At 43.3% G+C, this 24,904-nt stretch carries 21 protein-coding genes and 4 tRNA genes; 19 read left to right on the forward strand and 6 right to left on the reverse strand.

All coding sequences use genetic code 11. The features are described from left to right. Positions 1–351: 351 nt before the first annotated feature. From wecA to PSF27_RS16155, 17 genes are all read left to right on the forward strand, one after another. Positions 352–1,437: a UDP-N-acetylglucosamine--undecaprenyl-phosphate N-acetylglucosaminephosphotransferase gene (gene wecA / locus PSF27_RS16075; protein WP_206083072.1), complete on the forward strand. Its 1,086-nt coding sequence runs from the start codon at positions 352–354 to the stop codon at positions 1,435–1,437. Between the two features lie 29 nt (positions 1,438–1,466). Further along, entirely contained in the window at positions 1,467–2,525 is a 1,059-nt protein-coding gene (wzzE, locus tag PSF27_RS16080; protein ID WP_047755910.1) for an ECA polysaccharide chain length modulation protein, read from the forward strand. A gap of 98 nt (positions 2,526–2,623) precedes the next feature. Then, positions 2,624–3,754, forward strand: a complete 1,131-nt coding sequence (gene wecB, locus PSF27_RS16085) for a non-hydrolyzing UDP-N-acetylglucosamine 2-epimerase (RefSeq protein ID WP_206083074.1) — start codon at positions 2,624–2,626, stop codon at positions 3,752–3,754. Continuing rightward, positions 3,751–5,013, forward strand: a complete 1,263-nt coding sequence (gene wecC / locus PSF27_RS16090; RefSeq protein WP_225820884.1) for a UDP-N-acetyl-D-mannosamine dehydrogenase — start codon at positions 3,751–3,753, stop codon at positions 5,011–5,013. Before wecB ends, wecC begins: the two co-directional genes overlap by 4 nt. Then, positions 5,010–6,077, forward strand: coding sequence for a dTDP-glucose 4,6-dehydratase (rffG, locus tag PSF27_RS16095; RefSeq protein ID WP_272539560.1), 1,068 nt, complete (start codon positions 5,010–5,012; stop codon positions 6,075–6,077). Before wecC ends, rffG begins: the two co-directional genes overlap by 4 nt. 8 nt (positions 6,078–6,085) lie before the next feature. After that, a complete protein-coding gene (rfbA, locus tag PSF27_RS16100) occupies positions 6,086–6,967 on the forward strand; it encodes a glucose-1-phosphate thymidylyltransferase RfbA (protein WP_272681873.1) in 882 nt (293 codons plus the stop codon). Then, entirely contained in the window at positions 6,945–7,685 is a 741-nt protein-coding gene (gene rffC, locus PSF27_RS16105) for a dTDP-4-amino-4,6-dideoxy-D-galactose acyltransferase (RefSeq protein ID WP_272681874.1), read from the forward strand. The genes rfbA and rffC overlap by 23 nt, the downstream gene beginning before the upstream one ends. Continuing rightward, positions 7,672–8,802: a dTDP-4-amino-4,6-dideoxygalactose transaminase gene (rffA, locus tag PSF27_RS16110; protein WP_206083080.1), complete on the forward strand. Its 1,131-nt coding sequence runs from the start codon at positions 7,672–7,674 to the stop codon at positions 8,800–8,802. Before rffC ends, rffA begins: the two co-directional genes overlap by 14 nt. Continuing rightward, positions 8,802–10,052 (forward strand): lipid III flippase WzxE, encoded by a 1,251-nt coding sequence (gene wzxE, locus PSF27_RS16115; protein WP_272573894.1) that lies wholly within the window; start codon positions 8,802–8,804, stop codon positions 10,050–10,052. The genes rffA and wzxE overlap by 1 nt, the downstream gene beginning before the upstream one ends. Continuing rightward, a complete protein-coding gene (locus PSF27_RS16120; protein WP_206083082.1) occupies positions 10,049–11,131 on the forward strand; it encodes a TDP-N-acetylfucosamine:lipid II N-acetylfucosaminyltransferase in 1,083 nt (360 codons plus the stop codon). Before wzxE ends, PSF27_RS16120 begins: the two co-directional genes overlap by 4 nt. After that, positions 11,128–12,483, forward strand: a complete 1,356-nt coding sequence (wzyE, locus tag PSF27_RS16125) for an ECA oligosaccharide polymerase (protein ID WP_206083083.1) — start codon at positions 11,128–11,130, stop codon at positions 12,481–12,483. Before PSF27_RS16120 ends, wzyE begins: the two co-directional genes overlap by 4 nt. A gap of 9 nt (positions 12,484–12,492) precedes the next feature. Beyond that, positions 12,493–13,245 carry a lipopolysaccharide N-acetylmannosaminouronosyltransferase gene (wecG, locus tag PSF27_RS16130; protein ID WP_272681875.1) on the forward strand — a complete coding sequence of 251 codons (753 nt, stop codon included), beginning with the start codon at positions 12,493–12,495 and terminating at the stop codon, positions 13,243–13,245. A gap of 312 nt (positions 13,246–13,557) precedes the next feature. Next, positions 13,558–14,934 (forward strand): bifunctional threonine/serine APC transporter ThrP, encoded by a 1,377-nt coding sequence (gene thrP, locus PSF27_RS16135; RefSeq protein WP_206083087.1) that lies wholly within the window; start codon positions 13,558–13,560, stop codon positions 14,932–14,934. A 167-nt stretch (positions 14,935–15,101) separates the two neighbouring features. Beyond that, positions 15,102–15,178: transfer RNA gene (locus PSF27_RS16140), tRNA-Arg, on the forward strand. A 79-nt stretch (positions 15,179–15,257) separates the two neighbouring features. Continuing rightward, positions 15,258–15,333 (forward strand) — tRNA-His (locus PSF27_RS16145). A gap of 16 nt (positions 15,334–15,349) precedes the next feature. After that, positions 15,350–15,435, forward strand: a tRNA-Leu gene (locus PSF27_RS16150). Between the two features lie 30 nt (positions 15,436–15,465). Then, positions 15,466–15,542, forward strand: a tRNA-Pro gene (locus tag PSF27_RS16155). A 748-nt stretch (positions 15,543–16,290) separates the two neighbouring features. Here the strand turns inward: PSF27_RS16155 and PSF27_RS16160 are convergent. The 5 genes from PSF27_RS16160 to hemC all read right to left on the reverse strand — a co-directional run bounded on the left by PSF27_RS16160 (position 16,291) and on the right by hemC (position 20,960). Next, positions 16,291–16,518, reverse strand: a complete 228-nt coding sequence (locus tag PSF27_RS16160) for a hypothetical protein (RefSeq protein ID WP_206083089.1) — start codon at positions 16,516–16,518, stop codon at positions 16,291–16,293. Positions 16,519–16,807: 289 nt separating this feature from the next. After that, positions 16,808–18,001 carry a protoheme IX biogenesis protein HemY gene (gene hemY, locus PSF27_RS16165; protein WP_206083090.1) on the reverse strand — a complete coding sequence of 398 codons (1,194 nt, stop codon included), beginning with the start codon at positions 17,999–18,001 and terminating at the stop codon, positions 16,808–16,810. A 2-nt stretch (positions 18,002–18,003) separates the two neighbouring features. Then, complete coding sequence (gene hemX / locus PSF27_RS16170; protein WP_272539557.1) at positions 18,004–19,260, reverse strand: uroporphyrinogen-III C-methyltransferase; 1,257 nt, start codon at positions 19,258–19,260, stop codon at positions 18,004–18,006. Between the two features lie 3 nt (positions 19,261–19,263). Beyond that, positions 19,264–20,019, reverse strand: coding sequence for a uroporphyrinogen-III synthase (locus PSF27_RS16175; RefSeq protein ID WP_272681876.1), 756 nt, complete (start codon positions 20,017–20,019; stop codon positions 19,264–19,266). Next, on the reverse strand, positions 20,016–20,960 hold the full coding sequence (gene hemC / locus PSF27_RS16180; RefSeq protein WP_206083097.1) for a hydroxymethylbilane synthase: 945 nt from the start codon (positions 20,958–20,960) through the stop codon (positions 20,016–20,018). Before hemC ends, PSF27_RS16175 begins: the two co-directional genes overlap by 4 nt. Positions 20,961–21,554: 594 nt before the next feature. Between hemC and PSF27_RS16185 the strand changes: the two genes are divergently transcribed. Then, positions 21,555–24,131: a class I adenylate cyclase gene (locus tag PSF27_RS16185; protein ID WP_206083099.1), complete on the forward strand. Its 2,577-nt coding sequence runs from the start codon at positions 21,555–21,557 to the stop codon at positions 24,129–24,131. Positions 24,132–24,170: 39 nt separating this feature from the next. Here PSF27_RS16185 and cyaY read toward each other — a convergent pair whose 3' ends face one another. After that, positions 24,171–24,488 (reverse strand): iron donor protein CyaY, encoded by a 318-nt coding sequence (gene cyaY, locus PSF27_RS16190; protein ID WP_206083101.1) that lies wholly within the window; start codon positions 24,486–24,488, stop codon positions 24,171–24,173. A gap of 225 nt (positions 24,489–24,713) precedes the next feature. Here cyaY and lptM point away from each other — a divergent pair, with 225 nt between their 5' ends. Next, positions 24,714–24,899, forward strand: coding sequence for an LPS translocon maturation chaperone LptM (lptM, locus tag PSF27_RS16195; RefSeq protein ID WP_206083103.1), 186 nt, complete (start codon positions 24,714–24,716; stop codon positions 24,897–24,899). Positions 24,900–24,904 lie beyond the last annotated feature (5 nt).

Consider the following 24,904-nt stretch of genomic DNA (forward strand, 5'->3'; position numbering starts at 1 on the left):
TGCTGTTTATCGGGTTTACTATTTTGACTGAAATTAGTTTTTTGGTTTATTAAAAGATGTGGGGTGTCGTGAAGGCTACTAATTGATTAACACTATTTCAGTGTATTGCTTTTATGGCATGCATCTTGCAGCTATTAAGTATAAAATGTGTCAGATTCCATTATTGAATGAGCAACACGAATAAAGTGTGTTTTTTAATAATGTTACAGTTATCTCTTTATGAATATAGATTCGTCTTATAGTAGATTTTATTACTGAGATGATAATGCAGTAGCGATTGCATTTTTATCGGCATTCGCCAATAAAAGTTTAGTATTGATAGTTAAATAAAAATATTAAGAGAGTCAAACAGTGGACACCATACACTTTGTAACCAACCTCTTCTACGTCTTCTTGTTTTCGTTAGTTTTTATTTTCTTCGCCCGTATCGTTGCGATAAAAATCGGGTTAGTTGATAAGCCTAACTTCAGAAAGAAACACGTAGGGCTTATTCCTCTTGTTGGGGGAATATCCGTTTTCTTTGGGATCTGTTTTGCATTTTATATCACAGAGGAATATATCCCTCATAAGTGGTTATACATTGCGAGTGCTGGGTTATTGGTTTTTATCGGTGCATTAGATGACCGATTTGATATTAGCGTGAAGTTAAGAGCAGGGGTTCAGGCGATTGTTGCGGTCGTTATGATGACAGCTGCAGGGCTTAAACTGGAATCATTGGGTCATGCTTTTGGCCCGTGGGAATTAGTATTGGGTCCGTTTGGTTATATTGTCACTTTATTTGCAGTATGGGCGGCGATAAATGCCTTTAATATGGTGGATGGTATTGATGGGTTACTTGGCGGGCTTTCTTCTGTTTCCTTTGGAGCACTAGGTTTCTTACTGTATCAAAATGGTAACTATGCATTAGCATTTTGGTGTTTTGCTTTTATTGCAGCTATTCTTCCTTATATCCTTTTAAATCTAGGTGTATTAGGCCGTCGATTTAAAGTCTTTATGGGGGATGCGGGAAGTACTTTAATTGGGTTTACGATTATTTGGATTTTGGTGGCTTCAACACAGGAAGAGGTTCACCCAATCAACCCAGTTACGGCACTGTGGATTATCGCAATCCCTCTGATGGATATGGTTGCAATTATGTATCGTCGAATCCGTAAGGGAATGAGTCCGTTTTCTCCAGACCGCCAGCACATTCATCATTTGATTATGCGCTCAGGTTTTACACCAAAAGGGGCTTTTGTTCTGATTACGTTGTCAGCCGCATTTTTAGCTTGCATTGGTATTATCGGTGAACGCTTAGCATTTGTACCAGAATGGGTAATGTTGGCATTATTTTTGCTTGTATTTATGATGTATGGTTATTGCATCAAACGAGCTTGGAAAGTCGCCCGTTTTATTAAACGAGTTCGACGCAAAGCGCGCAGGGGTGCAGTACGGTAACGAAAAAACGAAAATAGAGGTTCTGTGCAGTGAATAACTCAGAAACACAACCGAGTCAGCATCAAACACCAATAGAGCCAGAGTTGGATATCCGCGGTTTATGCCGCTCCTTGTGGCAAGGAAAAGTTTGGATCGTTGCATTTGCCGTGATTTTTGCGGCAATTGCATTGGGAGCATCCTATTTTATGCAGCCCAAATGGAGTGCGACAGCGATTACGGATTTACCAACTGTAAATAATTTGGGAAGTTATTATTCTCAGCAACAGTTTCTGCGCAACCTCGATTCCCGTATTAATAGTACTGGGCAAGAAGGGCAATTGCCGACAATTGCAAAAGAAGCTTATCAAGAGTTTACTAAGCAACTCGGTTCTTACGATACCCGCCGCCAATTTTGGTTGAGCACAGATTATTACAAGCAACGGTTAGAAAATGATCCAAAAGCGGATGCTGCATTATTGGATGAGCTCATCAATGATATTGAGTTTACACCCGCTGATGAAGTGAAAAATCTAACGGATAGTATTAAATTAGTGGCTGAAACATCAACAGACGCAAACCAGTTGTTACGCCAATACACGCAATTTGCGAATCAACGTGCAACCGCGAATCTGAATGATGAAATTAAAGGCACTTGGGCAACTAAAATGCAATCAATGAAAGCGTTGGTTAAACGTGAAGACATGGTGGCAACCGCCGCTTATGAAAGACGATTAAACGCGTTGGAACAAGCACTAAAAGTTGCTGAAAAACAAGGTATTGTGCGTAATCAAAGCGCAACACCAGTCGATGAAATCCCTGATTCTAAAATGTTTATGTTAGGTGCCCCATTATTACAGGCACAAATTGAAACATTAAAAGCAACGGGCCCAGATCATGACTCAGATTATGACCAAAACATCGCAATGTTATCAACATTAAGCGTTGGGCCTACTCTCCAAGATAATTTTCAAGCTTACCGTTATTTGCGTACGCCTGAAGATCCTGTCAAACGTGATAGCCCACGTCGAGCCTTTATGATGGTTCTATGGGGCGCTATAGGGTTATTAGTGGGTGCCGGAGTGGTACTTTCTCGCCGCCGTCCATCTTGATTTTGGGATAAGCCACTGACACATTTATCAGTGGCTTGATAAAGTCATTAAGCTTAAATAAGCAGCACACTGCAAAAGATAAATATAAGAGAGTCATCGTGAAAGTATTGACTGTATTCGGCACTCGACCAGAAGCCATCAAGATGGCGCCGTTAGTTCATGCACTGGCGAACGATGCTGATTTTGAAGCAAAAGTTTGTGTCACTGCACAACATCGTGAAATGCTTGATCAAGTACTGAAATTATTTGAGATCACACCCGATTACGATCTCAACATTATGAAACCAGGGCAAGACTTAACGGATATTACCTGTCGTATTCTTGAAGGGCTGAAAAGTGTTTTTGCCGATTTCCAGCCTGATGTTGTTCTTGTTCATGGCGACACTGCAACTACTATGGCAACGAGCCTCGCTGCGTTTTACCATCGTATTCCTGTTGGGCATGTTGAGGCAGGGTTACGTACGGGGAATCTTTATTCGCCATGGCCTGAAGAAGCTAACCGCAAAATTGCGGGGCACTTAGCGATGTATCACTTCGCCCCAACAGAAAACTCACGCCAAAATTTATTAAAAGAATCGATCCCTGATAGCCACATTTTTGTGACTGGCAATAGCGTGATTGATGCGCTGTTATGGGTGCGAGATAAAGTCATGAGCGACCAGCACATGATGGAAAAGTTGGGTGCAAACTACCCATTTATTGACCCTAATAAGAAAATGATTTTAGTGACAGGCCACCGCCGAGAAAGTTTTGGTGGCGGTTTTGAGCGTATTTGCCACGCATTGGCTGACATTGCTCAGGCTCACCCAGATGTACAAGTTGTTTATCCTGTGCATCTGAATCCAAATGTGAGTGAGCCTGTAAAACGTATTTTGCATAATATTGATAATATTATTTTAATTAGCCCTCAAGAATATCTTCCATTTGTCTACTTAATGAATCATGCCTACTTGATTTTGACTGATTCAGGGGGAATTCAAGAAGAAGCGCCTTCTCTCGGTAAACCCGTTTTAGTCATGAGAGATACCACTGAGCGACCTGAAGCCGTTGACGCAGGTACAGTTCGTCTTGTGGGAACAGATACACAAAAAATTGTTAACGAAGTTAATCGGTTACTGACAGATGATGCGGAATATCATGAAATGAGCCGCGCACATAACCCGTATGGGGATGGTCATGCTTGTCAGCGTATTCTTACAGCATTAAAAAGTAATCAGGTGAAATTATGAGTTTTGAAACTATTTCTGTTATTGGCCTTGGTTATATCGGTTTACCAACAGCAGCAGCCTTCGCATCACGTAAAAAACAGGTTGTCGGTGTGGATGTTAACCAACATGCGGTGGATACTATTAATCAAGGGAAAATCCACATCGTGGAACCTGAACTTGATATCGTGGTGAAGAAAGCCGTTGAAGAAGGTCATTTGAAAGCTTTTACAAAGCCACAGCCTGCCGATGCTTATTTGATTGCTGTTCCAACACCATTTAAAGGTGATCACGAACCCGATTTAGCTTATGTCCGTTCTGCGGCAGAGTCGATTGCGCCTGTGCTGAAAAAAGGTGATTTAGTGATCCTTGAGTCTACTTCTCCAGTAGGTACAACGGAGCAAATGGCACAGTGGATGGCGGAAGCTCGCCCAGATTTAACGTTTCCACATCAAGCGGGTGAAGAAGCGGATATTGATGTTGCTTACTGCCCAGAGCGTGTATTGCCAGGGCAAGTGATGGTCGAATTAATTAAAAATGACCGTGTTGTGGGCGGCATGACACCGAAGTCTTCACTGCGAGCGAGTGAGTTATACAACATTTTCCTTGAAGGGGAATGCGTGATCACCAATTCAAGAACCGCAGAAATGTGCAAATTAACGGAAAACAGCTTCCGTGATGTTAATATCGCATTTGCGAACGAATTGTCATTAATTTGTGCAGAGCAAGATATCAATGTGTGGGAGCTGATCAGCCTAGCAAACCGCCACCCGCGCGTGAATATTTTACAACCAGGCCCTGGTGTTGGTGGTCACTGTATTGCCGTTGACCCATGGTTCATTGTTGCTCAAAATCCGAAACAATCACGTTTAATCCACACCGCACGTTTAGTGAATGACGGCAAGCCAATTTGGGTCGTTGATCAAGTGAAAGCAGCTGTTGCGGATTGCTTAGTGGAAACAGGCAAGAAAGCCAGCGAAGTGACGATTGCGTGTTTTGGCCTTTCGTTTAAACCGAATATTGATGATTTACGTGAAAGCCCAGCAATGCATATCACTAAAATGGTGGCGAACTGGAACCCAGGTAAAACTTATGCGGTTGAGCCACATATCGAAGAATTACCAACATCGCTGAAAGGCATTTCTGAATTAGTTTCAATTGAAAAAGCGGTGAATGAAGCGGATGTGATCCTAATGTTAGTTGACCACAATGTTTTTAAAGGCATTCAAGGTTCAGCAATCCCACAAAAATGGGTTGTGGATACAAAAGGAGTCTGGCGTTGAAACGCATTCTAATCACTGGAGGTGCGGGGTTTATTGGCTCCGCAGTGGTGCGTCATATTATTGAGAATACGAACGACAGTGCGATTGTGATTGATTGCCTGACTTATGCAGGCAACCTTGAATCCCTCGCGCCTGTCGCGAGCAGTGAACGCTATGCGTTTGAGCAAGTGAATATCTGCGACCGACAAGCACTTGACCACGTTTTTGCTCAATATCAACCCGATGCTGTTATGCATCTGGCGGCGGAAAGCCACGTGGACCGTTCTATTGACGGTCCTGCCGCTTTTATTGAAACCAACATTGTGGGTACTTACACACTGTTAGAAGCCGCGCGTCATTATTGGTCTGCGTTAGATGAAGGGAAAAAAGCGGCATTCCGTTTCCACCACATCTCGACAGACGAAGTATACGGTGATTTGGATGGTCCTGAAGGTTTCTTCACAGAAACAACACCTTATGCGCCAAGCAGTCCATACTCTGCCTCTAAAGCATCCAGCGACCATTTGGTGCGTGCGTGGCAAAGAACTTATGGTTTGCCAACGATGATCACCAACTGCTCAAATAATTATGGGCCATATCATTTCCCTGAGAAATTGATCCCCTTAATTATTTTAAACGCCTTAGCGGGCAAACCACTGCCAGTGTATGGCAAAGGTGAGCAAATTCGTGATTGGTTGTTTGTGGAAGATCATGCACGCGCTTTACATTTGGTGGCAACAACGGCGCAGCCAGGCACAACGTACAATATCGGTGGGCATAACGAACGCCGTAATATTGAAGTTGTTGAAACCATTTGTGAGCTGCTGGAAGAGTTGCATCCGCAAAAACCACAAGGTGTAGCACATTACCGCGATTTAATTACTTATGTGAAAGACAGACCTGGTCACGACATGCGCTATGCTATTGATGCAGCAAAAATTGAGCGTGAATTGGGCTGGAAACCTGAAGAAACTTTCGAGTCTGGTATTCGCAAAACAGTGTTGTGGTATTTGAATAACGAAACGTGGTGGCGTCGTGTACAAGATGGCTCCTACGCAGGTGAACGCTTAGGCCTTGGCAATTAGGTGAAACCATGAAAGGTATTATTTTAGCGGGGGGATCGGGAACGCGTTTACACCCAATTACCCGTGGTATTTCTAAACAATTATTGCCTATCTATGATAAGCCAATGATTTATTACCCGCTTTCTGTCTTGATGTTAGCGGGTATTCGCGAAATTTTAATTATTTCGACTCCCGATGATTTACCGATGTTCAAGCGCCTATTGGGGGATGGACATGAGTTTGGTATTGAACTGAGTTATGCAGAGCAGCCATCACCAGATGGATTAGCACAAGCCTTTATTATTGGTGAAGAATTTATCAATGGTGATAGCTGTTGTTTAGTCTTAGGGGATAACATTTTCTTTGGTCATTCGTTTAGCCCGAAACTGAAATCAGTCGCAGAACGCTCACATGGGGCAACGGTATTCGGCTACCAAGTCATGGACCCAGAGCGCTTTGGTGTGGTGGAGTTTGATGATAATTTTAAAGCGTTATCTATCGAAGAAAAACCGATAAAACCGAAATCAAACTGGGCGGTAACAGGGTTATATTTCTACGACTCTCAAGTGGTTGAATTTGCTAAGCAAGTCAAGCCATCTGAACGCGGTGAATTAGAAATTACGTCTATCAATCAAATGTATTTAGAGCGCGGGCAGTTAAATGTTGAACTGCTTGGCCGTGGTTTTGCTTGGTTGGATACCGGCACCCACGACAGCTTGATTGAGGCAGGTACATTTGTACAAACCGTTGAAAAACGACAAGGTTTTAAAGTTGCCTGCTTAGAAGAAATCGCATGGCGTAATGGTTGGCTAACCGACGAACAAGTCGCAGCTTCCGCGCAGCAACTGAAGAAAACCGGTTATGGGCAATATTTAGAGGATTTACTCCGTGTCCGTCCGCGCCAGTATTGATGGTTTGCAGTGGGAGAGCGACTTCTTTCATCGCTCAACCGCAAAATTAAATTTCTCGGGGAAAAACCTCGAAACTGTCCTTGCTTATCAAATGGATGCGTACGATATCATCCAAGCCAAGGTTGCAGCATCTGAAACGTTATTGATTGATGACTTAACCAGTATGGGGTTTGCATTTGTCGAAGGTGAAATTGATTTTGCCCTCACTATTGGCACAGAAAATGCTTATCTAAAGGCGGGGTTAACGGTGGCAGATAGCATCGTTGCGGCGCAAGTGGATGACGTCCCTTTACTGCAACAAGCAGCTGCCTCTGTCTTTAGTAATAGCCGTTTTCGCGCGCCTTGGTATCGTGAAGGGGACAGCGGGCGGTTTTACGCGTTGTGGATAGAAAAAGCCGTGCTTGGTACGTTTGACCATACTTGCTTATTAGTCAAAGACGCCTCTGACCGCATTTTAGGTTTTGTGAGTTTGCGCCATATTGATGATGATACTGCACGCATCGGGCTTTTAGCTAAAGTGCCTGAAGCGCAAGGGCGAGGAATAGGTCGCAAGTTAATGTCTGCGGCATTCGACTGGTGTGTGCAACACCAAAAAAGACAGTTAAATGTTGCCACCCAAATCAGCAATGTTGCGGCATTAAATCTTTATTCACGTAGCGGTGCGGCGATTGCCAGTACCGCCTATTGGTTATACAGGGGACAACATGATTCCATTTAATAAACCACCCGTTGTAGGCACTGAATTAGAGTATATGAGACAAGCCATGGAAAGTGGCAAGCTGTGTGGTGATGGTGGTTTCACAAAACGTTGTGAAGAGTGGATGGAAAAACGTTTTAATTGCCCAAAAGTGCAGTTAACACCATCTTGCACCGCGTCATTAGAAATGGCGGCAATCCTGATTGATATTAAGCCTGGCGATGAAGTGATCATGCCGAGCTTTACCTTTGTATCAACCTCAAACGCATTTGTTCTGCGCGGCGCGAAAATTGTGTTCGTTGATATCCGTCCAGATACGATGAATATTGATGAAACGAAAATCGAAGCGGCGATTACTGAGCGTACGCGTGCGATTGTGCCTGTTCACTACGCAGGGGTTGCCTGTGAAATGGACACCATCATGGATATTGCCAAAAAACATGACCTATTCGTCATTGAAGATGCGGCACAAGGCGTGATGTCAACCTATAAAGGCAAGGCGTTAGGGACAATTGGCCACATTGGTTGTTACAGTTTTCATGAAACCAAAAACTACTCTTCCGGTGGGGAAGGTGGCGCGACGTTAATCAACGATAAAGACTTAATCAGCCGTGCTGAAGTGATCCGTGAAAAAGGGACAAACCGTAGCCAATTCTTCCGCGGACAAGTGGATAAATACACATGGCGTGATATCGGTTCAAGCTACCTGTTGTCTGATTTACAAGCGGCTTACCTGTGGGCTCAATTGGAAGAAGCAGACAAAATCAACGAACGCCGTTTATTGCTATGGAAACGTTACTACGAAGCGTTGCAACCGCTGGCGGATGCAGGCCGTTTAGTATTAGCGACTGTGCCTGAAGGTTTAGTGCACAACGCCCATATGTTCTACATCAAATTGAAGGATGTGGAAGAGCGTACTGAATTCAATGAGTTTATGAAATCTCACGGCATTTTAACTGTGTTCCACTACGTTGCACTACACACAAGTCCTGCGGGGCTGGAGTTTGGTCGCTTCCATGGTGAAGACAAATACACTACGAAAGAAAGTGACCGACTGGTGCGTTTGCCGATGTTCTACAACATGACGGATGCAGAACAACAAACAGTTATCGAACAGATTAAGGCGTTCTTTGCCTAATGTCGTTAGCTAGAGCCTCTGTTTGGACTGCTGGGTCTACCCTGATTAAAATCGGGGCAGGCCTGCTTATCGTTAAATTACTGGCGATTGCATTTGGCCCGAGCGGTGTTGGGTTGGCGGGGAACTTCCGCCAATTGATCACCGTTCTGGGTGTATTGTCTGGTGCGGGGATTTTCAATGGTGTCACAAAGTATGTGGCAGAGCACCATCAAGACCCCGTCAAGCTTCGTGCTGTTTTAGGGACATCATCAACGCTAATCCTCGGCTTTTCAACGCTGTTAGCCATTGTTTTCTTATTATTCAGTGGTGCTATTAGTCAGGTATTATTTGATAGTCCTGATTACGCCTCTGTGATTTATGCTGTGGCTTTTATTCAGATGGGGATAGCCTACGCAAACTATTTTTTAGCCATCCTAAAAGGTTATCGAGACGCATCGGGTAACGCTCAAGCTATCATTTTAGGGAGCTTAGTGGGTGTTGTTGCCTATTATTTGTGCTATACCTTGGGTGGATATGAAGGTGCGCTTGCAGGCTTAGCCCTTGTACCAGCCTTAGTTGTCCTGCCCGCAGGCTTGATGATTATTCGCCGTAAACAATTTGCACTGTCAATGCTTAAACCCGCGTGGGACAAAGCCATTGCAACGCATTTAGGTAAATTCACTGTTATGGCGTTATTAACGTCAGTGACATTACCTGTTGCTTATATCATGATGCGAAATCTATTGGCGGAGCGTTATAGTTGGGATGATGTCGGGTTATGGGCGGGGGTTAGCACCATTTCAGATGCTTACTTGCAGTTTATTACCGCATCATTTTCAGTGTATTTGCTGCCAACACTTTCCCGTTTACAGCATAAAAGCGAAATTTCATCTGAAATTATCAAAGCATTAAAATTTGTCTTACCCGCTGTCGCGGTGGCCAGTTTTATGGTTTGGCTCCTGCGTGATTTTGCCATTTGGCTGCTATTTTCTGAGAAGTTTACAGGAATGAGAGACCTTTTTGCTTGGCAATTGGTGGGGGATGTCCTGAAAGTTGGCGCATATGTGTTTGGTTATTTGGTGATAGCCAAAGCCGCATTGCGTTTTTATGTTCTGACAGAAGTGAGTCAATTTGTGTTGCTGATGGGTTTTGCTCACTGGCTTATTCCTGAGCATGGCGCAGTTGGTGCGACACAGGCCTATATGGCTACTTATATCGTATACTTTATCTTATGTTGTTGCGTATTTTTGATTTACCGTAGGCGAGCATGACAACCTTAATACATGTACTGGGATCGAATCTCCCACACCATAATCAGACGGTTTTGACGTTTTTTAATAGCGTAATTAGCCAGGAAATGGCGCCGTCACAAAAATTGCATTTTATGGTCGTAAGCGATGATGCGCGGCTTGCTGACGCTTATCCGCAGCTCGAAATTGATATTTTTGAGAGTAAAAAAGCCATTGCAAATAGTGTGATCAAGCGGGCGAAAGCAGATCGCCGTACCCGTTTCTTCTTCCATGGGCAATTTAATGCACCGATTTGGCTGGCACTGTTATTTGGCCAAATCAAACCTCACCAATTTTGGTGGCATATCTGGGGTGCGGACCTGTACGAAGAATCCAATTCACTGAAATTTAAACTGTTTTATGTTTTACGCCGCTTAGCGCAAAAAAAAGTTGGGCATGTTTGTGCGACGCGTGGCGATTTATGTTATTTCCACCAGTCGAACCCGAAAGTGCCTGCTTCAGTGCTGTATTTTCCAACACGGATGGATCCTGCTTTAACGATAAGCGAACGTAAGCCACGTGAAGGCGAGCAATTGACTATCTTGCTCGGTAACTCAGGTGATCGCTCTAATCGCCATGTAGAGGCTCTGATTGCGATTAAACAGCAGTTTGGTGATAAGGCTCGCGTGATTATCCCAATGGGGTATCCTGCGAACAACCACGTTTATATTCAACACGTGGAAGACGCGGCAAATAGCCAATTTGCAGCGGGCCAGGTAGAAATCCTTAAAGAGCGTATGGAATTCAGTGATTATCTTAACGTGTTGAAGACCTGCGATCTCGGCTATTTCATTTTTAATCGCCAGCAAGGTGTTGGGACGGTTTGTTTATTAATTCAATTTGGCATCCCATTTGTGATCAGCCGCCAAAATACGTTTTGGCAGGATTTAACGGCACAAAACGTGCCTGTATTTTTTTATGGTGATGAATTGACGACCTCGCTGGTGGATGAAGCGCAACGTCAAATGGCTTTGTTGGATAAAGCTAATATCGAATTTTTTGCTCCAAACTTTACTGAGGGGTGGAAAACCATTCTCAGTATCGCGGAGGGGCGAGCATGACGCTAATGGAGTTAGGTGGCTTAGCGTTGGTCTACCTGATATCAATCATCTTTATTGGCACTTTGCTCTATAAAGAGTTTTTACGTGTTCGCTTTAACTTCAACATTTTCTTTTCAATGTTGTATTTATTGACATTTTATTTTGGTTTTCCGTTAACCTGCGCCTTAGTGTTCCAGTTTGATGTGGCGGTTGTGACAGCCGATTATCTCTTGTATGCGCAGCTTGCGGCGACCAGTTTTTATGCCATTTATTACGTGGCTTATAAAACGCGGCTATCGCGCAAAGTGGAGACTTCACGGCGTGCGCTGTTTAGTATGAACAAAGTCGAAACCAATCTCACTTGCATGTTATTAATCGCTATTGCGGTAGTGACGGTAGGTATTTTCTTCATGCAGAACGGTTTTTTACTATTCAAGCTGAAATCCTACAGCCAAATTTTCTCCAGCCAAGTTTCAGGGGTCGCATTGAAGCGGTTTTTCTACTTCTTTATTCCTGCCATGCTGATTGTGTATTTTCTGCGACCAACACAAAAACGCTGGATTTTCTTCCTTGTCAGCACCGTAGCTTTTGGTTTTTTAACCTATGTTATTGTGGGTGGGACAAGGGCGAATATCATCATCGCTTTCGCACTATTTTTATTTATCGGTATCGTCAGGGGGTGGATCACTCTGTGGATGCTGGGTGCGGCAGGTGTCGCCAGTATTGTTGGGATGTTCTGGCTGGCATTAAAACGTTATGGTTTGGATGTGAGCGGCTCCGAGGCGTATTACACTTTCTTATACCTGACTCGAGATACGTTCTCGCCATGGGAAAACCTCGCTTTATTACTCAGCCATTATGATGAGATGGATTTCCAAGGACTTGCACCGATTATTCGTGATTTTTATGTGTTTATCCCATCGTGGGTATGGCCAGAGCGACCAGATACCGTACTAAACTCAGCGAACTACTTCACTTGGGAAGTGCTGAATAACCATTCTGGATTAGCCATTTCACCGACTTTGATTGGTTCATTAGTGGTGATGGGGGGGGTGATTTTCATTCCGCTCGGTGCAATCGCGGTGGGGTTGATCATTAAGTGGTTTGACTGGATTTATGGCATGAGTTTGCAAGAGCCAAACCGCTATAAAGCCGCGATTATGCAGGCATTTTGCTTCGGTGCGATTTTTAACATTATCGTATTAGCGCGTGAAGGCGTCGATTCTTTTGTCTCACGGGTGGTTTTTTTCTGCTTAATTTTTGGGTTATGCCTGATTCTAGCAAAACTCCTGTATTGGTTATTTGAAAGTGCGGGGCTTATCCGCACAAAAACAGCTTCTTTTTTAAGAAGCCAACAACGTGAAAGTCGTTAAGGAAGCATCATGGAACCGTCATCAACTCAATCTTCATCTGTTCCTCGGTATTCGATTCGTGGACATAATATTTGGGGCTTCAAAGATATGGCCCACTTTTTGAATTATTTGTTTGCGAATGGTGAAACCAAAACGGGTACTTTGGTCGCGATTAATGCGGAAAAAGTGATGATTGCGGAGAAAGACACCGCGTTAAATACCTTATTAGGCCAAGCTGAATATCTGTACGCAGACGGGATCAGCATTGTGCGCGCCATTCGCCGTAAATACCCAGAAGCTCAGGTTTCCCGTGTTGCAGGTGCAGATTTGTGGGAAGGACTGATGGAAAGAGCTGGGCGCGAAGGTACGCCTGTATTCTTAGTCGGTGGTAAGCCAGAAATCCTCGAACAAACCGAAAGTAAACTGCGCGCTCAGTGGAATGTGAACATTGTTGGTTCGCAAAATGGCTATTTTACCGCCGAAGACCGTGGTGCTTTGTTTGAGCGCATTCATGCGAGTGGCGCTAAAATTGTCACAGTCGCGATGGGGTCACCAAAGCAAGAACTCTTTATGCGTGATTGTCGCGTTATTCATCCAGACGCACTGTATATGGGTGTTGGCGGGACTTACGATGTTTTTACAGGTCACGTGAAGCGTGCTCCGAAAGTGTGGCAAAACTTAGGCTTAGAATGGCTATATCGCTTATTATCACAACCTTCACGTATTACTCGTCAGTTTAAATTACTGAAGTTTTTAGGCTACTATTATGGCGGTAAGCTGTAAGTTTATTTCCGAGTAATAATGTATTGATAAAGCGGGATTTTTCCCGCTTTATTTTTGTTTACTTATTAGGTTTTTTATCTTTCCTTGCTGATTGTAAAATCACTCAGTGGCGTATTCGCTGGTCTCTTTCCTCAAATATTTCTATAATTCATCAAAAATAAATGTAGATCATGGTTTTTCTCTATAATTTGGGTCTATGACATGCTTTTCAGTCGACAAGTCGGCTGTTTTTAATAAATTACAGTAATTATGACTAATTTCGTTCCAATTCACGCTGTGGTTTAACGATAATAATTGATGACAGGGGTATTTATGGGGAATCCACAACAGGGACTTCAGCGCGGGTTAGAAGCTCGGCATATTGAGCTTATTGCGCTAGGTGGAACAATTGGCGTTGGGCTATTTATGGGCTCAGCCAGTACGCTAAAATGGGCAGGGCCTTCCGTACTGCTCGCATACATCATTGCGGGTATTTTTGTTTTCTTCATCATGCGTTCCATGGGGGAGATGCTGTTTCTGGAGCCTGTCACTGGGTCGTTTGCTTCTTTTGGTTATAAGTATCTGAGCCCATTTTGGGGGTGCCTCACCGCATGGGGTTATTGGTTTATGTGGGTGGCTGTTGGGATCTCAGAAATTACCGCCATCGGTGTTTACGCCGAATATTGGTTCCCAGATGTACCTCAGTGGATATTTGCCATTGTTGCCGTGGTTTTGGTCGCATTGGCCAACCTTGCTGCCGTTCGTTTGTATGGCGAGTTAGAGTTTTGGTTTGCGATGATCAAAGTCACCACCATCGTGGTGATGATCCTGATTGGTTTAGGGTTAATTTTTTTTGGCCTTGGGAATAACTTCGAGCCGATAGGGCTGGCTAACCTGACGGAACATGGTGGCTTCTTTGCTGGGGGCTGGAAAGGCTTTTTATTTGCCTTGTGTATCGTTGTGGCTTCCTATCAAGGCGTTGAATTAGTAGGGATCACCGCAGGCGAAGCGAAAAATCCGCAAGTCACGCTGAAAAAAGCGATCAATAACATTTTATGGCGCATTCTGATTTTTTATGTTGGCGCGATTTTTATTGTTGTTACCTTATTTCCGTGGACTGAAGTCGGGCAGCAAGGGAGTCCATTTGTCTTAACGTTTGCGAAAGTGGGGATTGTCTCTGCGGCAGCGGTGATCAACTTTGTAGTACTCACTGCGGCGCTGTCTGGGTGTAATAGTGGGATGTACAGTGGCGGTCGTATGTTGTACGCATTAGCGCAAAATAAGCAGCTTCCCAGCGGGCTACTGAAGCTCACAAAAAACGGAGTTCCTGCACGTTGTGTTGGTTTTACAATACTGTGTCTCGTTGCAGGCTCTAGCTTGAATTATATTATTCCAAATCCAGAAAAAGTGTTTGTGTACGTGTACAGCGCAAGCGTTTTGCCAGGAATGGTACCATGGTTGGTCTTGCTCACCAGCCAAATTCGTTTTCGCCAGCAAAATAAAGAACAATTAGTGGGACACCCGTTTAAATCAATTTTATTTCCATGGGTCAACTATGCGACGTTACTCTTTTTGGCCTGTGTATTAGTGGGCATGGCGATAAACCCAGATACACGGATGTCATTAATTGTCGGAGCACTCTTTTTAGGGGCAGTTTCCCTGCTTTATTTTTTAATTCAGGCGTTAAACGGCCGCAGTAGAAAAGCCTAGGCAAGATATTTTCTCGGCGCTTTTATGGGTGTCGAGCAAAAAAGAGGGCAAAAATGCTCTCTTTCTCGGCGAAATGGATAAAAGGCAAGCAATCGATATTTTTATTTCAAAAAGGACTAGACAGCGGGTAGATAAATCCGTACTATCCTCTCCCGCAACGGCGTTAAGCGCCCGTAGCTCAGCTGGATAGAGCGCTGCCCTCCGGAGGCAGAGGTCTCAGGTTCGAATCCTGTCGGGCGCACCAGTTTTAGCACGTCGCTACGGTTGGCAAAATGACGTTGTATGTAGTATGATAGCAACGCTTTGAAAAAAGTGAAGTTATGGTGGCTATAGCTCAGTTGGTAGAGCCCTGGATTGTGATTCCAGTTGTCGTGGGTTCGAGTCCCATTAGCCACCCCATTTTTTTTGTGACATTGCGAGGGTGGCGGAATTGGTAGACGCGCTAGCTTCAGGTGTTAGTGTCCTATGGACGTGGGGGTTCAAGTCCCCCCTTTCGCACCACGAAAAAAATTGATGTGAAGCAGTACATTTCGGCGAGTAGCGCAGCTTGGTAGCGCAACTGGTTTGGGACCAGTGGGTCGGAGGTTCGAATCCTCTCTCGCCGACCAATTTAAAGAACCCCGCTTAATAGCGGGGTTTTTGCATTTTTAACCCGATGTTGATTTTTTTATACTCACTGTTGGACGAGCTTGCTCGCTATCTTTTAAACCCCTTCTTTTCTGTTCCTTTTGAGTGCATGCACGTCATTAATTCGCTATATCACACCATAATCTTTAACGCATTGTTTTTTATGTAAAAAATAAGTGTCGTAATTTTTATACAAACCCATACTTCCGTGTCGCCAAAAAGAGACATTTTACCTATTGATTTATAAGGTTAAATTTATAAGTGAGTTAAGGTGTCTCTATATTGAGACAAAGAAATACGCTTTCATTCATGCTAAAGGTTAAAAAAAGTGAGGTGAAGGGAGCGTGCAAATTTTCTGGGTTCAAAATACCCCGTAAAACTAAGATATACAGAAACGTTAGGAATAGCAGGGAAAAAATAGGATGATGGAAAAAGTTGGCACGCATCCTGCATTATTAAATATGTAGATGCTCATCTCACTTCTTATGATAGCAATGCTTCATAAACCCAGAGATGACGCAAAGCCGATTATCGGTGCCTATTGTCTAACTTAGATGATCAAGAGCTCATCCTCTTACCATCAACGAACGGGCGAAACGTTGAGTGAGGCACCATCCGTCTGTAGACCTGATTGTATTTTACACCTGCCTAGTGCAGGTGTTTTTTTTTGCATTTTTTATGGTAGGCCTCTTATTTATAGGAATAAGAGGCTGAAATCAAATAGGAAGACTAATTTTTACCTTTGCTAAACCATTTGCTGAGCCAGCGAGTAATGTAGGTATAACAAAGAATAATAAACGTAATGATGAAAATATCTTTACTGAGGTCTTCAGTATTAAAGCCGATGATCATGATAAAAACAAAAGGTGATAAAACTAACAGAAGTAGGTCAAAAAAGATTTGCAAACGGTTTGGTGTCGCGATAATCCAGCGCCAAATAGCTTTAACTACATTCATATATATTTCCTAAATTCATTCAAGGCAAAAATGCATATAGTGTTTTATACACTATGTGTTTGTTTTATGACATAGCTGAACTTGTTTTGTTTGCAATGAATTGATTATGTTTTTTAGCGATAGGCATTTCTTCATGCGGTATACCGACGATAATACTTTATTTGTCTTTTTTAGATATTAATGGAGTCACAAAGTGGGGCGAAATGACCCTTTTTATCAATTTATCGGCAGTTAGAGGACGAAATAAAAACGCCACTTCAGAGTGTGGCGTTTTTATTTTGAGGAATAACTAAGTGCGTTCTTGTTTCAAGGAATGCGTTAGGGCCTCTTGGCGGATCTTAGCGGCTTCGTTTGGTTTATGTAGCTTATCGTAGGTATCGGCGAGCCATGAAGCATCTTGAACATCAAAGCGTTGTGCTAAAGCTGCTTTGAAGTAGGATTCTGCTTTTTCCCATTGGGCATTATGTAACGATAAAACACCTAGTGTGCTGTTTAATAAAGGTGTGGCACCATTTTGTTTTTGCAAATGCAGTAACGTTTTCTCAATAGCTTCAGGGTGATCGCTGTTAACTTTTGGTATTAACAAGAGTAAGCGCTCATCATATTGTTGCTTTAAGCCATCAATAATCATTTTCTCTGCGCTTTTGGTATCACCACACTCAATCAAGTGTTCAGCCAAGAAGGCTTGAAGTGCGGTTTCATGGCGGACACGGCGAGGTTGTGATTTCCACCAATCTTTAAGGCCATCACTTCCACCTTCAGCCATACATTGGTTCATTAACCCTTTGTAAGCTTTAAGTTTTAATGCATCAAGCTCGTCTTCATTATGAAACTGAACTTTTGCCATCACGGGAAGTAATTCGATTAATGCTTGGTAAGCGCCTGAACGTAAGTAAGCTTGTTCGGCAAGGCGTAGAACTTCGGGATGCCTTGGGGCTTTATCAATTAGTTTATCGATACCATTACGGGCAGCGTGGACTTCACCTTCAGCAAGCTGAATACGCACACGGCAAATATCGACAGGGAGTTGGTCACTACCAGCGGCTTCAGCCGCGCGGTCTAAATACTGGTGAGTGCGGAACTCATCACCACGTTGCTGCGCCGCTTCAGCGGCCATCAAATAGTTAATCACCGGCTGCTGAGAGAAATCAGCGTGCTTACTCATTAGCTTTTCAACTTGCTCAAAATCACCTTCAGCTAATTTCAGCAATGCTTTTTGAGTTTGAGTGTGGGCTTTATGGTATTTACGACCGCTTACCCATCCTTTCGTGCGTGAAGTGGTGCTCATAAAACGGCGATAACACCAACCAAGGAATAGCAGTACAAATTGCAGCAAGATGAAGCCTAAAACTAAACTCGTGACGCTGGTAGTGATGTCATAATTATCTGTACGAATAAAGACATACCCTTGGTGACCTGCCAAGAGAGGCCCTAAGATCACACCTGCAATCAGGACTAGAAAGAGGATTAATACTTTAATCATCATTACCCCCTATTGCCCGCAGGCTCTGCGGATTCAAAAGGGTGCTCTGTATCCGAAGTTTGTGCATCCGTAGCAGGCACTGCATCTTCCGCGGCTTTTGTCGTGTCTTTTACCGCTTCAGCTGCTGCATCAACTGCGCCATCAGTCGATGGGCTTGTTTCAGACTGTGAAAGCAAACTGCGAACGCGTGTTTGCATCAGTTTTTCCAGCTTTTCTTGGCTTTCGAGTGCCTCTGGCATGTCAACATCAATAGGTTGATTGATGAGCTCATCAATGGTGGATAAAAAAGCTTTCGTAGCTGGCGCCTCAGTATCAAAATAAGCCCTTACCCAGGTAGAGGCTTGTTCTAATGACTGTTTATATGTTTCTTCTTGGTAACGAGGAACAGCTTGAGCGGCAATTAAAAGCTGAGAACGAATATTTTCACGTAAATAAATATCTTGGTTTGGCGCTAATAATGGTGCTTCTGAACCATCACGTGCTCGGACCGTAATAAAGTCACTGGTGAAGCTTTTCCAACTACGTGACAAGTTTTGTTTCCAATCGGAGATATCATCACTCACGTCACTGTTATTGTCGTCTGTTGCATCACCGCTGTTTAAATCCGCGAGACGTAAGTTATCAACTTCATTACTGAGCTGGTTTAATTTTAATATAATGCCGTCATAGTCAATTTGGTTAATTGCAGCCAGTTTTGCCATGTCATTATTGATGGATTTACGAATATCAAGCAGGCTTGGGTCGTTCATTTCCGCTAAGCTGGAGTCTGCGCTTTTTAGTAAAACAGCCGCAGTAACAGGATCATGATCATTCCACAATTTACGGCCAGCCATTTTTACCATGAAATCCGCTTGGGCGATTAACCAGCTTTTGACATCGGTACTTGAAAGCGCCGTAACATGAGCTTGCAGCTCCTGCATACGGCGATTTAGTCTGTCTTCGTATTCAAGTGCATGATTTTTGATATCTTTATTTGCAGCAATTAAAGCATCTACACGTTGCCTATCTGAGTTTTGCTGGTCAATTAAATCACTTAGCTGCTGTTTTAGTTCATTGTTTTCATTGACTAATTTTGCATTGCTTTGCTGAGTGAAATAATAGAGACCACCACCAATGGCGATGATAACCGCAATCGCAATAATCCCGCCTACGAGACCAGAACGTTTTTGTTCCGAAGAGGGCTTAGTTCCGCGATGAACTGTTGATTTTTCATCTGTTTTTGGCGTCACCGTCTCGGTTGTTTTATCGTGTTCCGTCATAAATTAGCATCCCATATCGGTTGAGATTAATGCTTTAATTAAAGCATTATTATCTGCGCTATTCGCTACACAGACCTTCTGCCATCCACTTTGGCGGGCGAGATCTGCAATCCGTTCACTGACAACAAGCAGGCGGCGGGAAAACCACCATACCCGATATTCATCGGTGATTAATTCTTCAAGTAAGGCTAACATTTGCCCGCTGGTGATCACGACATCAGTAATATCGGTTTGCACCCATTTCTGATTGAACTGTGTTTTGTCGTAATGCACTGGCAACCTTGTGTAACATTCGCAATAATCAACGTGGGCACCACGTGAGCGTAATGTGGATGCGAGAAGCTCTCGCCCACCATTTCCCCTCAATAAAAGGGCGCGTTTACCCTCTAAAAATTGGAGTTCAGGAAGCGTTAGAAGTACTTCGCTGGTTTCCCCATGTTCAGCCCAACGTGCTATTTGCCCAGTCGTGTGCTGAAAATACTGCCCAGTAGAACGACCTATTCCATAGTAAGATAACTTATCAGACCAGCTACGTCCTATTTGTTCAAGTGTTAAATTTGCGTACTCGACTGCATTTTTGGACAAAAGAAAGACCAGATCGTTCGTTTCTAAGGCATCTAGCTGGGTCGTTAAGGTATTGAGCTCAGCACCTGGCCCAATACAAATTAAAGGAGCAGCATAAGCTTGCCCACCCATTGAGGTAATTGCCGTTATCAGCTCTGAACCAGCGGGCTCAGGGCGTGTGACAAGGACTCTCATGCAGGTGGATTTCCTTTATAGACCTCAGCCAAAATTTCTCTCGCGCCTTGTGCTAACAGCTCTTCAGCCAGTGAAATACCTGCTTGGCTAGCCTCTTGTGGCGCGATAAGGCGTTCACCGCGAATAATTACGCTACCATCTGGCGCACCGACAAGGGCACGCAACCAAATTTTATCATCCTGCCAAATCGCATAGCTACCGATAGGCACTTGGCATCCGCCTTCTAATCGCATATTCATCGCACGTTCGGCAAGTACACAAATAGAAGTATCATCATCGTTGAGTACCGCAAGTAACTCACGGGTTACCACATCATCCAAGCGACATTCAATGCCAACAGCACCTTGCCCAACAGCGGGTAAACATTGTTCAGGTTCGAGCGCAGTACGAATACGCTCTTCAAGCCCTAAGCGTTTCAAACCAGCAACGGCGAGGATAATGGCATCGTATTCGCCGTTATCAAGTTTTGATAATCGTGTGCCCACATTACCGCGTAAATCACGAATGACTAAATCAGGGCGAAGCTCTCTGAGCTGGCATTGGCGGCGTAAGCTTGATGTGCCAACGATACTGCCTTTCGGCAAAGCGTCAATATTGTCATATTGGTTAGACACAAAAGCATCGCGAGGGTCTTCGCGTTCACAAATAGTGACTAAACCAAGCCCTTCAGGGAATTCAACGGGTACGTCTTTCATTGAATGAACGGCAATATCAGCACGTCCTTCTAATAGTGCAAGCTCTAGTTCTTTAACAAATAACCCTTTCCCACCGACTTTTGCCAGTGGGGTATCAAGAATGATGTCACCCTTTGTGACCATTGGGACAAGTTCAACCTGTAAGCCAGGGTGAAACTGCTCTAGTTTGTCTTTGACAAAGTGCGCTTGCCATAAGGCGAGAGGGCTTTTACGCGTTGCAATACGCACGATATTTGTTGATGTCATTTTGCTGTTTTCTCTGGCGAAAATTGCCGTGTATTAACCATACAATTGGCATTAGTTTTAACATGTTAAGGATTTTTTTTCCAGTTGGGCACAAAATCGCCATTCAGATTATTTGTAACAGATTTATATTTGTAATCATGATGCAGGAAAGTGATTCAAAAGATGATGACTTGAGATAGCTATTCGATTATTTTTTTAGCTTATCGTGCTATTTATTGAGTTGGCAGGAGGGAAGGCAGTATAAATTTGTGTTGAAGCGTGCAAGCACAGGCTCTGTGCGTATTGTACTTAATATCGTTTTGAATTGTTGCTTTATTAAACAATTCACGTGAGTGATATTATTCCATTGAAAAACAAGGGATATTCTATCGAGTTAAAAAATAAAAAGTCTTTTTATACAATATGTTGAAAAGCATTTTGTATCAAAAATAAGCGTATAAAATTATGTGATCTACTTTACCCTTTTGCTCCAAGGTGTTAAATTGATCACGTTTCCGACAATTCATTTGAAAACTTTTTTAAATCTATCTCTATCTGTTGGGTGCTGGGAAATTTCCAGATTTGTATTACATTCATTACAGTCAGGCGTAACCTTTGTATCTCTATATTGAAACCTTAAAGCAAAGACTTGATGCGATAAACCAATTACGGTTAGAGCGCGCGACGGCGTCTATGAGCGAGACTTTTTCTCAGGTTTATAGTTTGCTGCCAGTCTTGTTTCATTATCATCATCCAATGATGCCTGGTTTTATCGAAGGTAGTGTGCCCCATGGTGTGTGTTTTTTCTCCCCAGATACAGAACAGATGAAATGGTTAGGGCAATTTGAACGCTTCTTACCTATTGATTCAAGTGCAAATGGTGAATTACCTATCACTGGAATTTATTCGATGGGCAGCACATCTTCTGTTGGGCAGAGCCACTGTTCTGATATTGATGTGTGGGTCTGTCATCCTTCATGGCTCGATCACGAAGAAAAACGTTTTTTGCAAAAAAAATGTACATTAATTGAGCAGTGGGCAGCTTCTTTAGGTATTGATGTCACTATCTTTTTAATCGATGAAAACCGTTTTCGTCATCATGCGAGTGGGCATATTGGTGGGGAAAACTGTGGCTCAACGCAGCATATCCTGTTATTAGATGAATTTTATCGCACAGCAGTGCGCATGGCAGGAAAACGTTTGCTATGGACGATGGTGCCTGTCGAAGAAGAGCAACATTACGATGAATACGTTATTGGGTTATATGCACAAGGTGTGTTGACGCCCAACGAGTGGTTAGATTTAGGGGGGTTAGGTGAGCTATCCGCTGCTGAATACTTTGGCGCTAGCTTGTGGCAGCTATATAAAAGTGTCGATTCCCCTTATAAGGCCGTCCTGAAAAGTATTTTGCTCGAGTCTTATTCTTGGGACTATCCGCATGGTAAATTGCTGGCAATGGAATTTAAACGCCATTTACATGCAGGTGAAATTGTTAGCTACGGTTTAGATTCATACTGTTTGATGTTAGACCGTGTTACGCGTTATCTCACTGAAATCAATGATTCTACCCGCCTTGATTTGATCCGCCGCTGTTTTTACCTCAAAGTCTGTGAAAAACTCTCTGAAGACGATGGCAACGCCTGCTCTGGTTGGCGCCGTGATGTGTTATCTCAACTCGTTGAGTCATGGGGATGGAGTGCGGAACGTTTAGCATTACTTGATTCGCGTAATCAATGGAAAATTGAACGGGTTCGTGAAGCGCACAATGAGTTACTCGATACGATGATGCAAAGCTATCGAAACCTTATTCGTTTTGCTCGTCGAAATAATTTAAGTGTTAGTGCGAGCCCACAGGATATTGGGGTATTAACACGTAAGTTATATGCGGCTTTTGAAGCCTTACCAGGTAAAGTAACATTGGTGAATCCACAAATTTCACCTGATTTAAGTGAATCTCACTTAACTTTTATTTACGTACCTGCGGGGCGCGCGAATCGCAGTGGTTGGTATTTGTATAACCAAGCTCCAAATATTGACGCGATTATTGGTCATCAGCCTCTTGAATATAACCGCTACTTGAATAAGTTGGTGGCGTGGGCGTATTTCAACGGGTTACTCACTGAAAACACGCAAGTGTATATGCACAATGGGAAATCCCAGTGTGATGAGCGAAAACTGCTTGAGTTAATGCATGACGTTTCCAGCCACTTCCCGATCCGTTTGCCTGCACCCACACCAAAAGCGTTGTATAGCCCATGTGAAATTCGCCACCTTGCCATTATCGTTAACTTAGAAAAAGATCCAACGCAGGTTTATTCTGAACAAGTGGTACACGTGGATTTCAGAAAGCTTGATATTTTCAGCTTTGGTGAGACGCAACAATGCCTTATCGGCAGTATTGACTTGTTGTACCGCAATTCATGGAATGAGGTGAGAACTCTGCATTTCAGTGGTGAGCAGTGCATGTTAGAAGCGTTAAAAACCATCTTAGGTAAGATGCACCAAGATGCGGCACCACCTGAAGCTGTTGAAGTTTTTTGTTATAGTGAGCACTTGCGTGGTCTGATTCGTACTCGTGTACAACAGTTAGTTTCTGAGTGTATTGAGTTGCGTTTATCCAGTAATCGCAATGATCCAGGGCGCTTCAAAGCGTTGCGTATTGCGGGTCAAACATGGGGGCTGTTTTTTGAGCGCCTAAACGTTTCTGTACAAAAACTTGAAAATGCGGTCGAATTCTATGGTGCAATTTCGCATAATAAATTGCATGGTTGGCCAGTAAAACTGCAAGCAAAAAGTGATAATCATTTACCTGCAGTCGTTGATGGCTATGCAAGTGAAGGTATTGTGCAGTTTTTCTTTGAAAACACACCAGACAATACGGGCTTTAATATTTATGTTTTAGATGAAGCAAACCGTGTTGAAATCTATTCCCATTGCGAGGGGTCAAAAGAAGACTTAGTGCGTGATGTGAGTAAGTTTTACTCCTCTTCCCATGACCGTTTCACCTATGGTGCAAATTTCATTAATTTTAACCTACCTCAATTTTACCAAATTATTAATCAAGAAGGTAAAAACCAAGTGGTGGCGTTCTCTGGCGCGACATGGCCGTTTGGTACAGAAGACGACAGTGATGAAACTGGGCATGATATGCGCTCAACGCTATTAGGGCAGCAACAAGCGCACTATTATTAAAGGTGGGTTGGTTCTCAATAACTAACAGGTTACCGTTTCTTAGAAAGAAAATGGCTCTTGGCTTTGAAACGCGATAGCCTCTGCTAATTTTGCCTTAAACTCATGACCAGAGCGGTCACAAACCCAATTTCCATCTTGGTAATCATAGTGATACCCACCTTGTTTGGTCGCTAACCACATCTGGTGAAAGGCTTCTTGCTTATTAATAATGATCTTGCTGCCATCTTCGAAGCTCAAGGTCATCACGCCGCCATTAATCTCACAATCAATATCGGCATCGCCGTCATAATTATCTAAATGCTCTTCAATTGTGCTAAGCAGCGTTTCCGCTAGCTGGTGAAATTCACTATCATTCACGGTTAAGTTCCTGTTTGCTCACAATTATTTAATTGAAGTTATTATTGTTAATTGAAATTATAGGGGGGAACGAGCGGTGAGGGAAGCCCTTAAAATTTTCAGATTAAATTTAGCCTAAAGTATATAATGTCAACATGCTTGATAAACGGACGTGATTTGCGGGTTCACTCCTGCTATTGTGTAAAAATATCAGATGTCAAAAGTGAGTATTACAGGCGAAAAAGAATGAAAAAAAGTTTAATTGGGCTGAGCGCACTTGTTGTTTTATTTACCCTTTCTGGCTGTGGCTTAAAAGGCCCACTTTATTTCCCACCAGAAGAAAATGCTGCACCTACGCAAGCGTCTGATGTGCAACCTAGTGCCCCAAGCAGCTCGGCAAAAGAGCCTGCCCAAGCAACTAGTCACCAGTAAGTTGT

This window comes from Providencia sp. PROV129, assembly GCF_028482245.1.
Taxonomy (GTDB): domain Bacteria; phylum Pseudomonadota; class Gammaproteobacteria; order Enterobacterales; family Enterobacteriaceae; genus Providencia; species Providencia vermicola.

Excerpts from the sequence above, each read along its gene's own strand:
- PSF27_RS16160 (WP_206083089.1), bottom strand. The coding sequence starts at position 16,518 with ATGAATGTAGTTAAAGCTATTTGGCGCTGGATTATCGCGACACCAAAC.
- thrP (WP_206083087.1), top strand. The coding sequence starts at position 13,558 with ATGGGGAATCCACAACAGGGACTTCAGCGCGGGTTAGAAGCTCGGCAT.
- rffA (WP_206083080.1), top strand. The coding sequence starts at position 7,672 with ATGATTCCATTTAATAAACCACCCGTTGTAGGCACTGAATTAGAGTAT.
- PSF27_RS16175 (WP_272681876.1), bottom strand. The coding sequence starts at position 20,019 with ATGAGAGTCCTTGTCACACGCCCTGAGCCCGCTGGTTCAGAGCTGATA.
- lptM (WP_206083103.1), top strand. The coding sequence starts at position 24,714 with ATGAAAAAAAGTTTAATTGGGCTGAGCGCACTTGTTGTTTTATTTACC.
- wecC (WP_225820884.1), top strand. The coding sequence starts at position 3,751 with ATGAGTTTTGAAACTATTTCTGTTATTGGCCTTGGTTATATCGGTTTA.
- PSF27_RS16120 (WP_206083082.1), top strand. The coding sequence starts at position 10,049 with ATGACAACCTTAATACATGTACTGGGATCGAATCTCCCACACCATAAT.
- hemY (WP_206083090.1), bottom strand. The coding sequence starts at position 18,001 with ATGATTAAAGTATTAATCCTCTTTCTAGTCCTGATTGCAGGTGTGATC.
- hemC (WP_206083097.1), bottom strand. The coding sequence starts at position 20,960 with ATGACATCAACAAATATCGTGCGTATTGCAACGCGTAAAAGCCCTCTC.
- wzxE (WP_272573894.1), top strand. The coding sequence starts at position 8,802 with ATGTCGTTAGCTAGAGCCTCTGTTTGGACTGCTGGGTCTACCCTGATT.
- rfbA (WP_272681873.1), top strand. The coding sequence starts at position 6,086 with ATGAAAGGTATTATTTTAGCGGGGGGATCGGGAACGCGTTTACACCCA.
- wzyE (WP_206083083.1), top strand. The coding sequence starts at position 11,128 with ATGACGCTAATGGAGTTAGGTGGCTTAGCGTTGGTCTACCTGATATCA.
- hemX (WP_272539557.1), bottom strand. The coding sequence starts at position 19,260 with ATGACGGAACACGATAAAACAACCGAGACGGTGACGCCAAAAACAGAT.
- wecG (WP_272681875.1), top strand. The coding sequence starts at position 12,493 with ATGGAACCGTCATCAACTCAATCTTCATCTGTTCCTCGGTATTCGATT.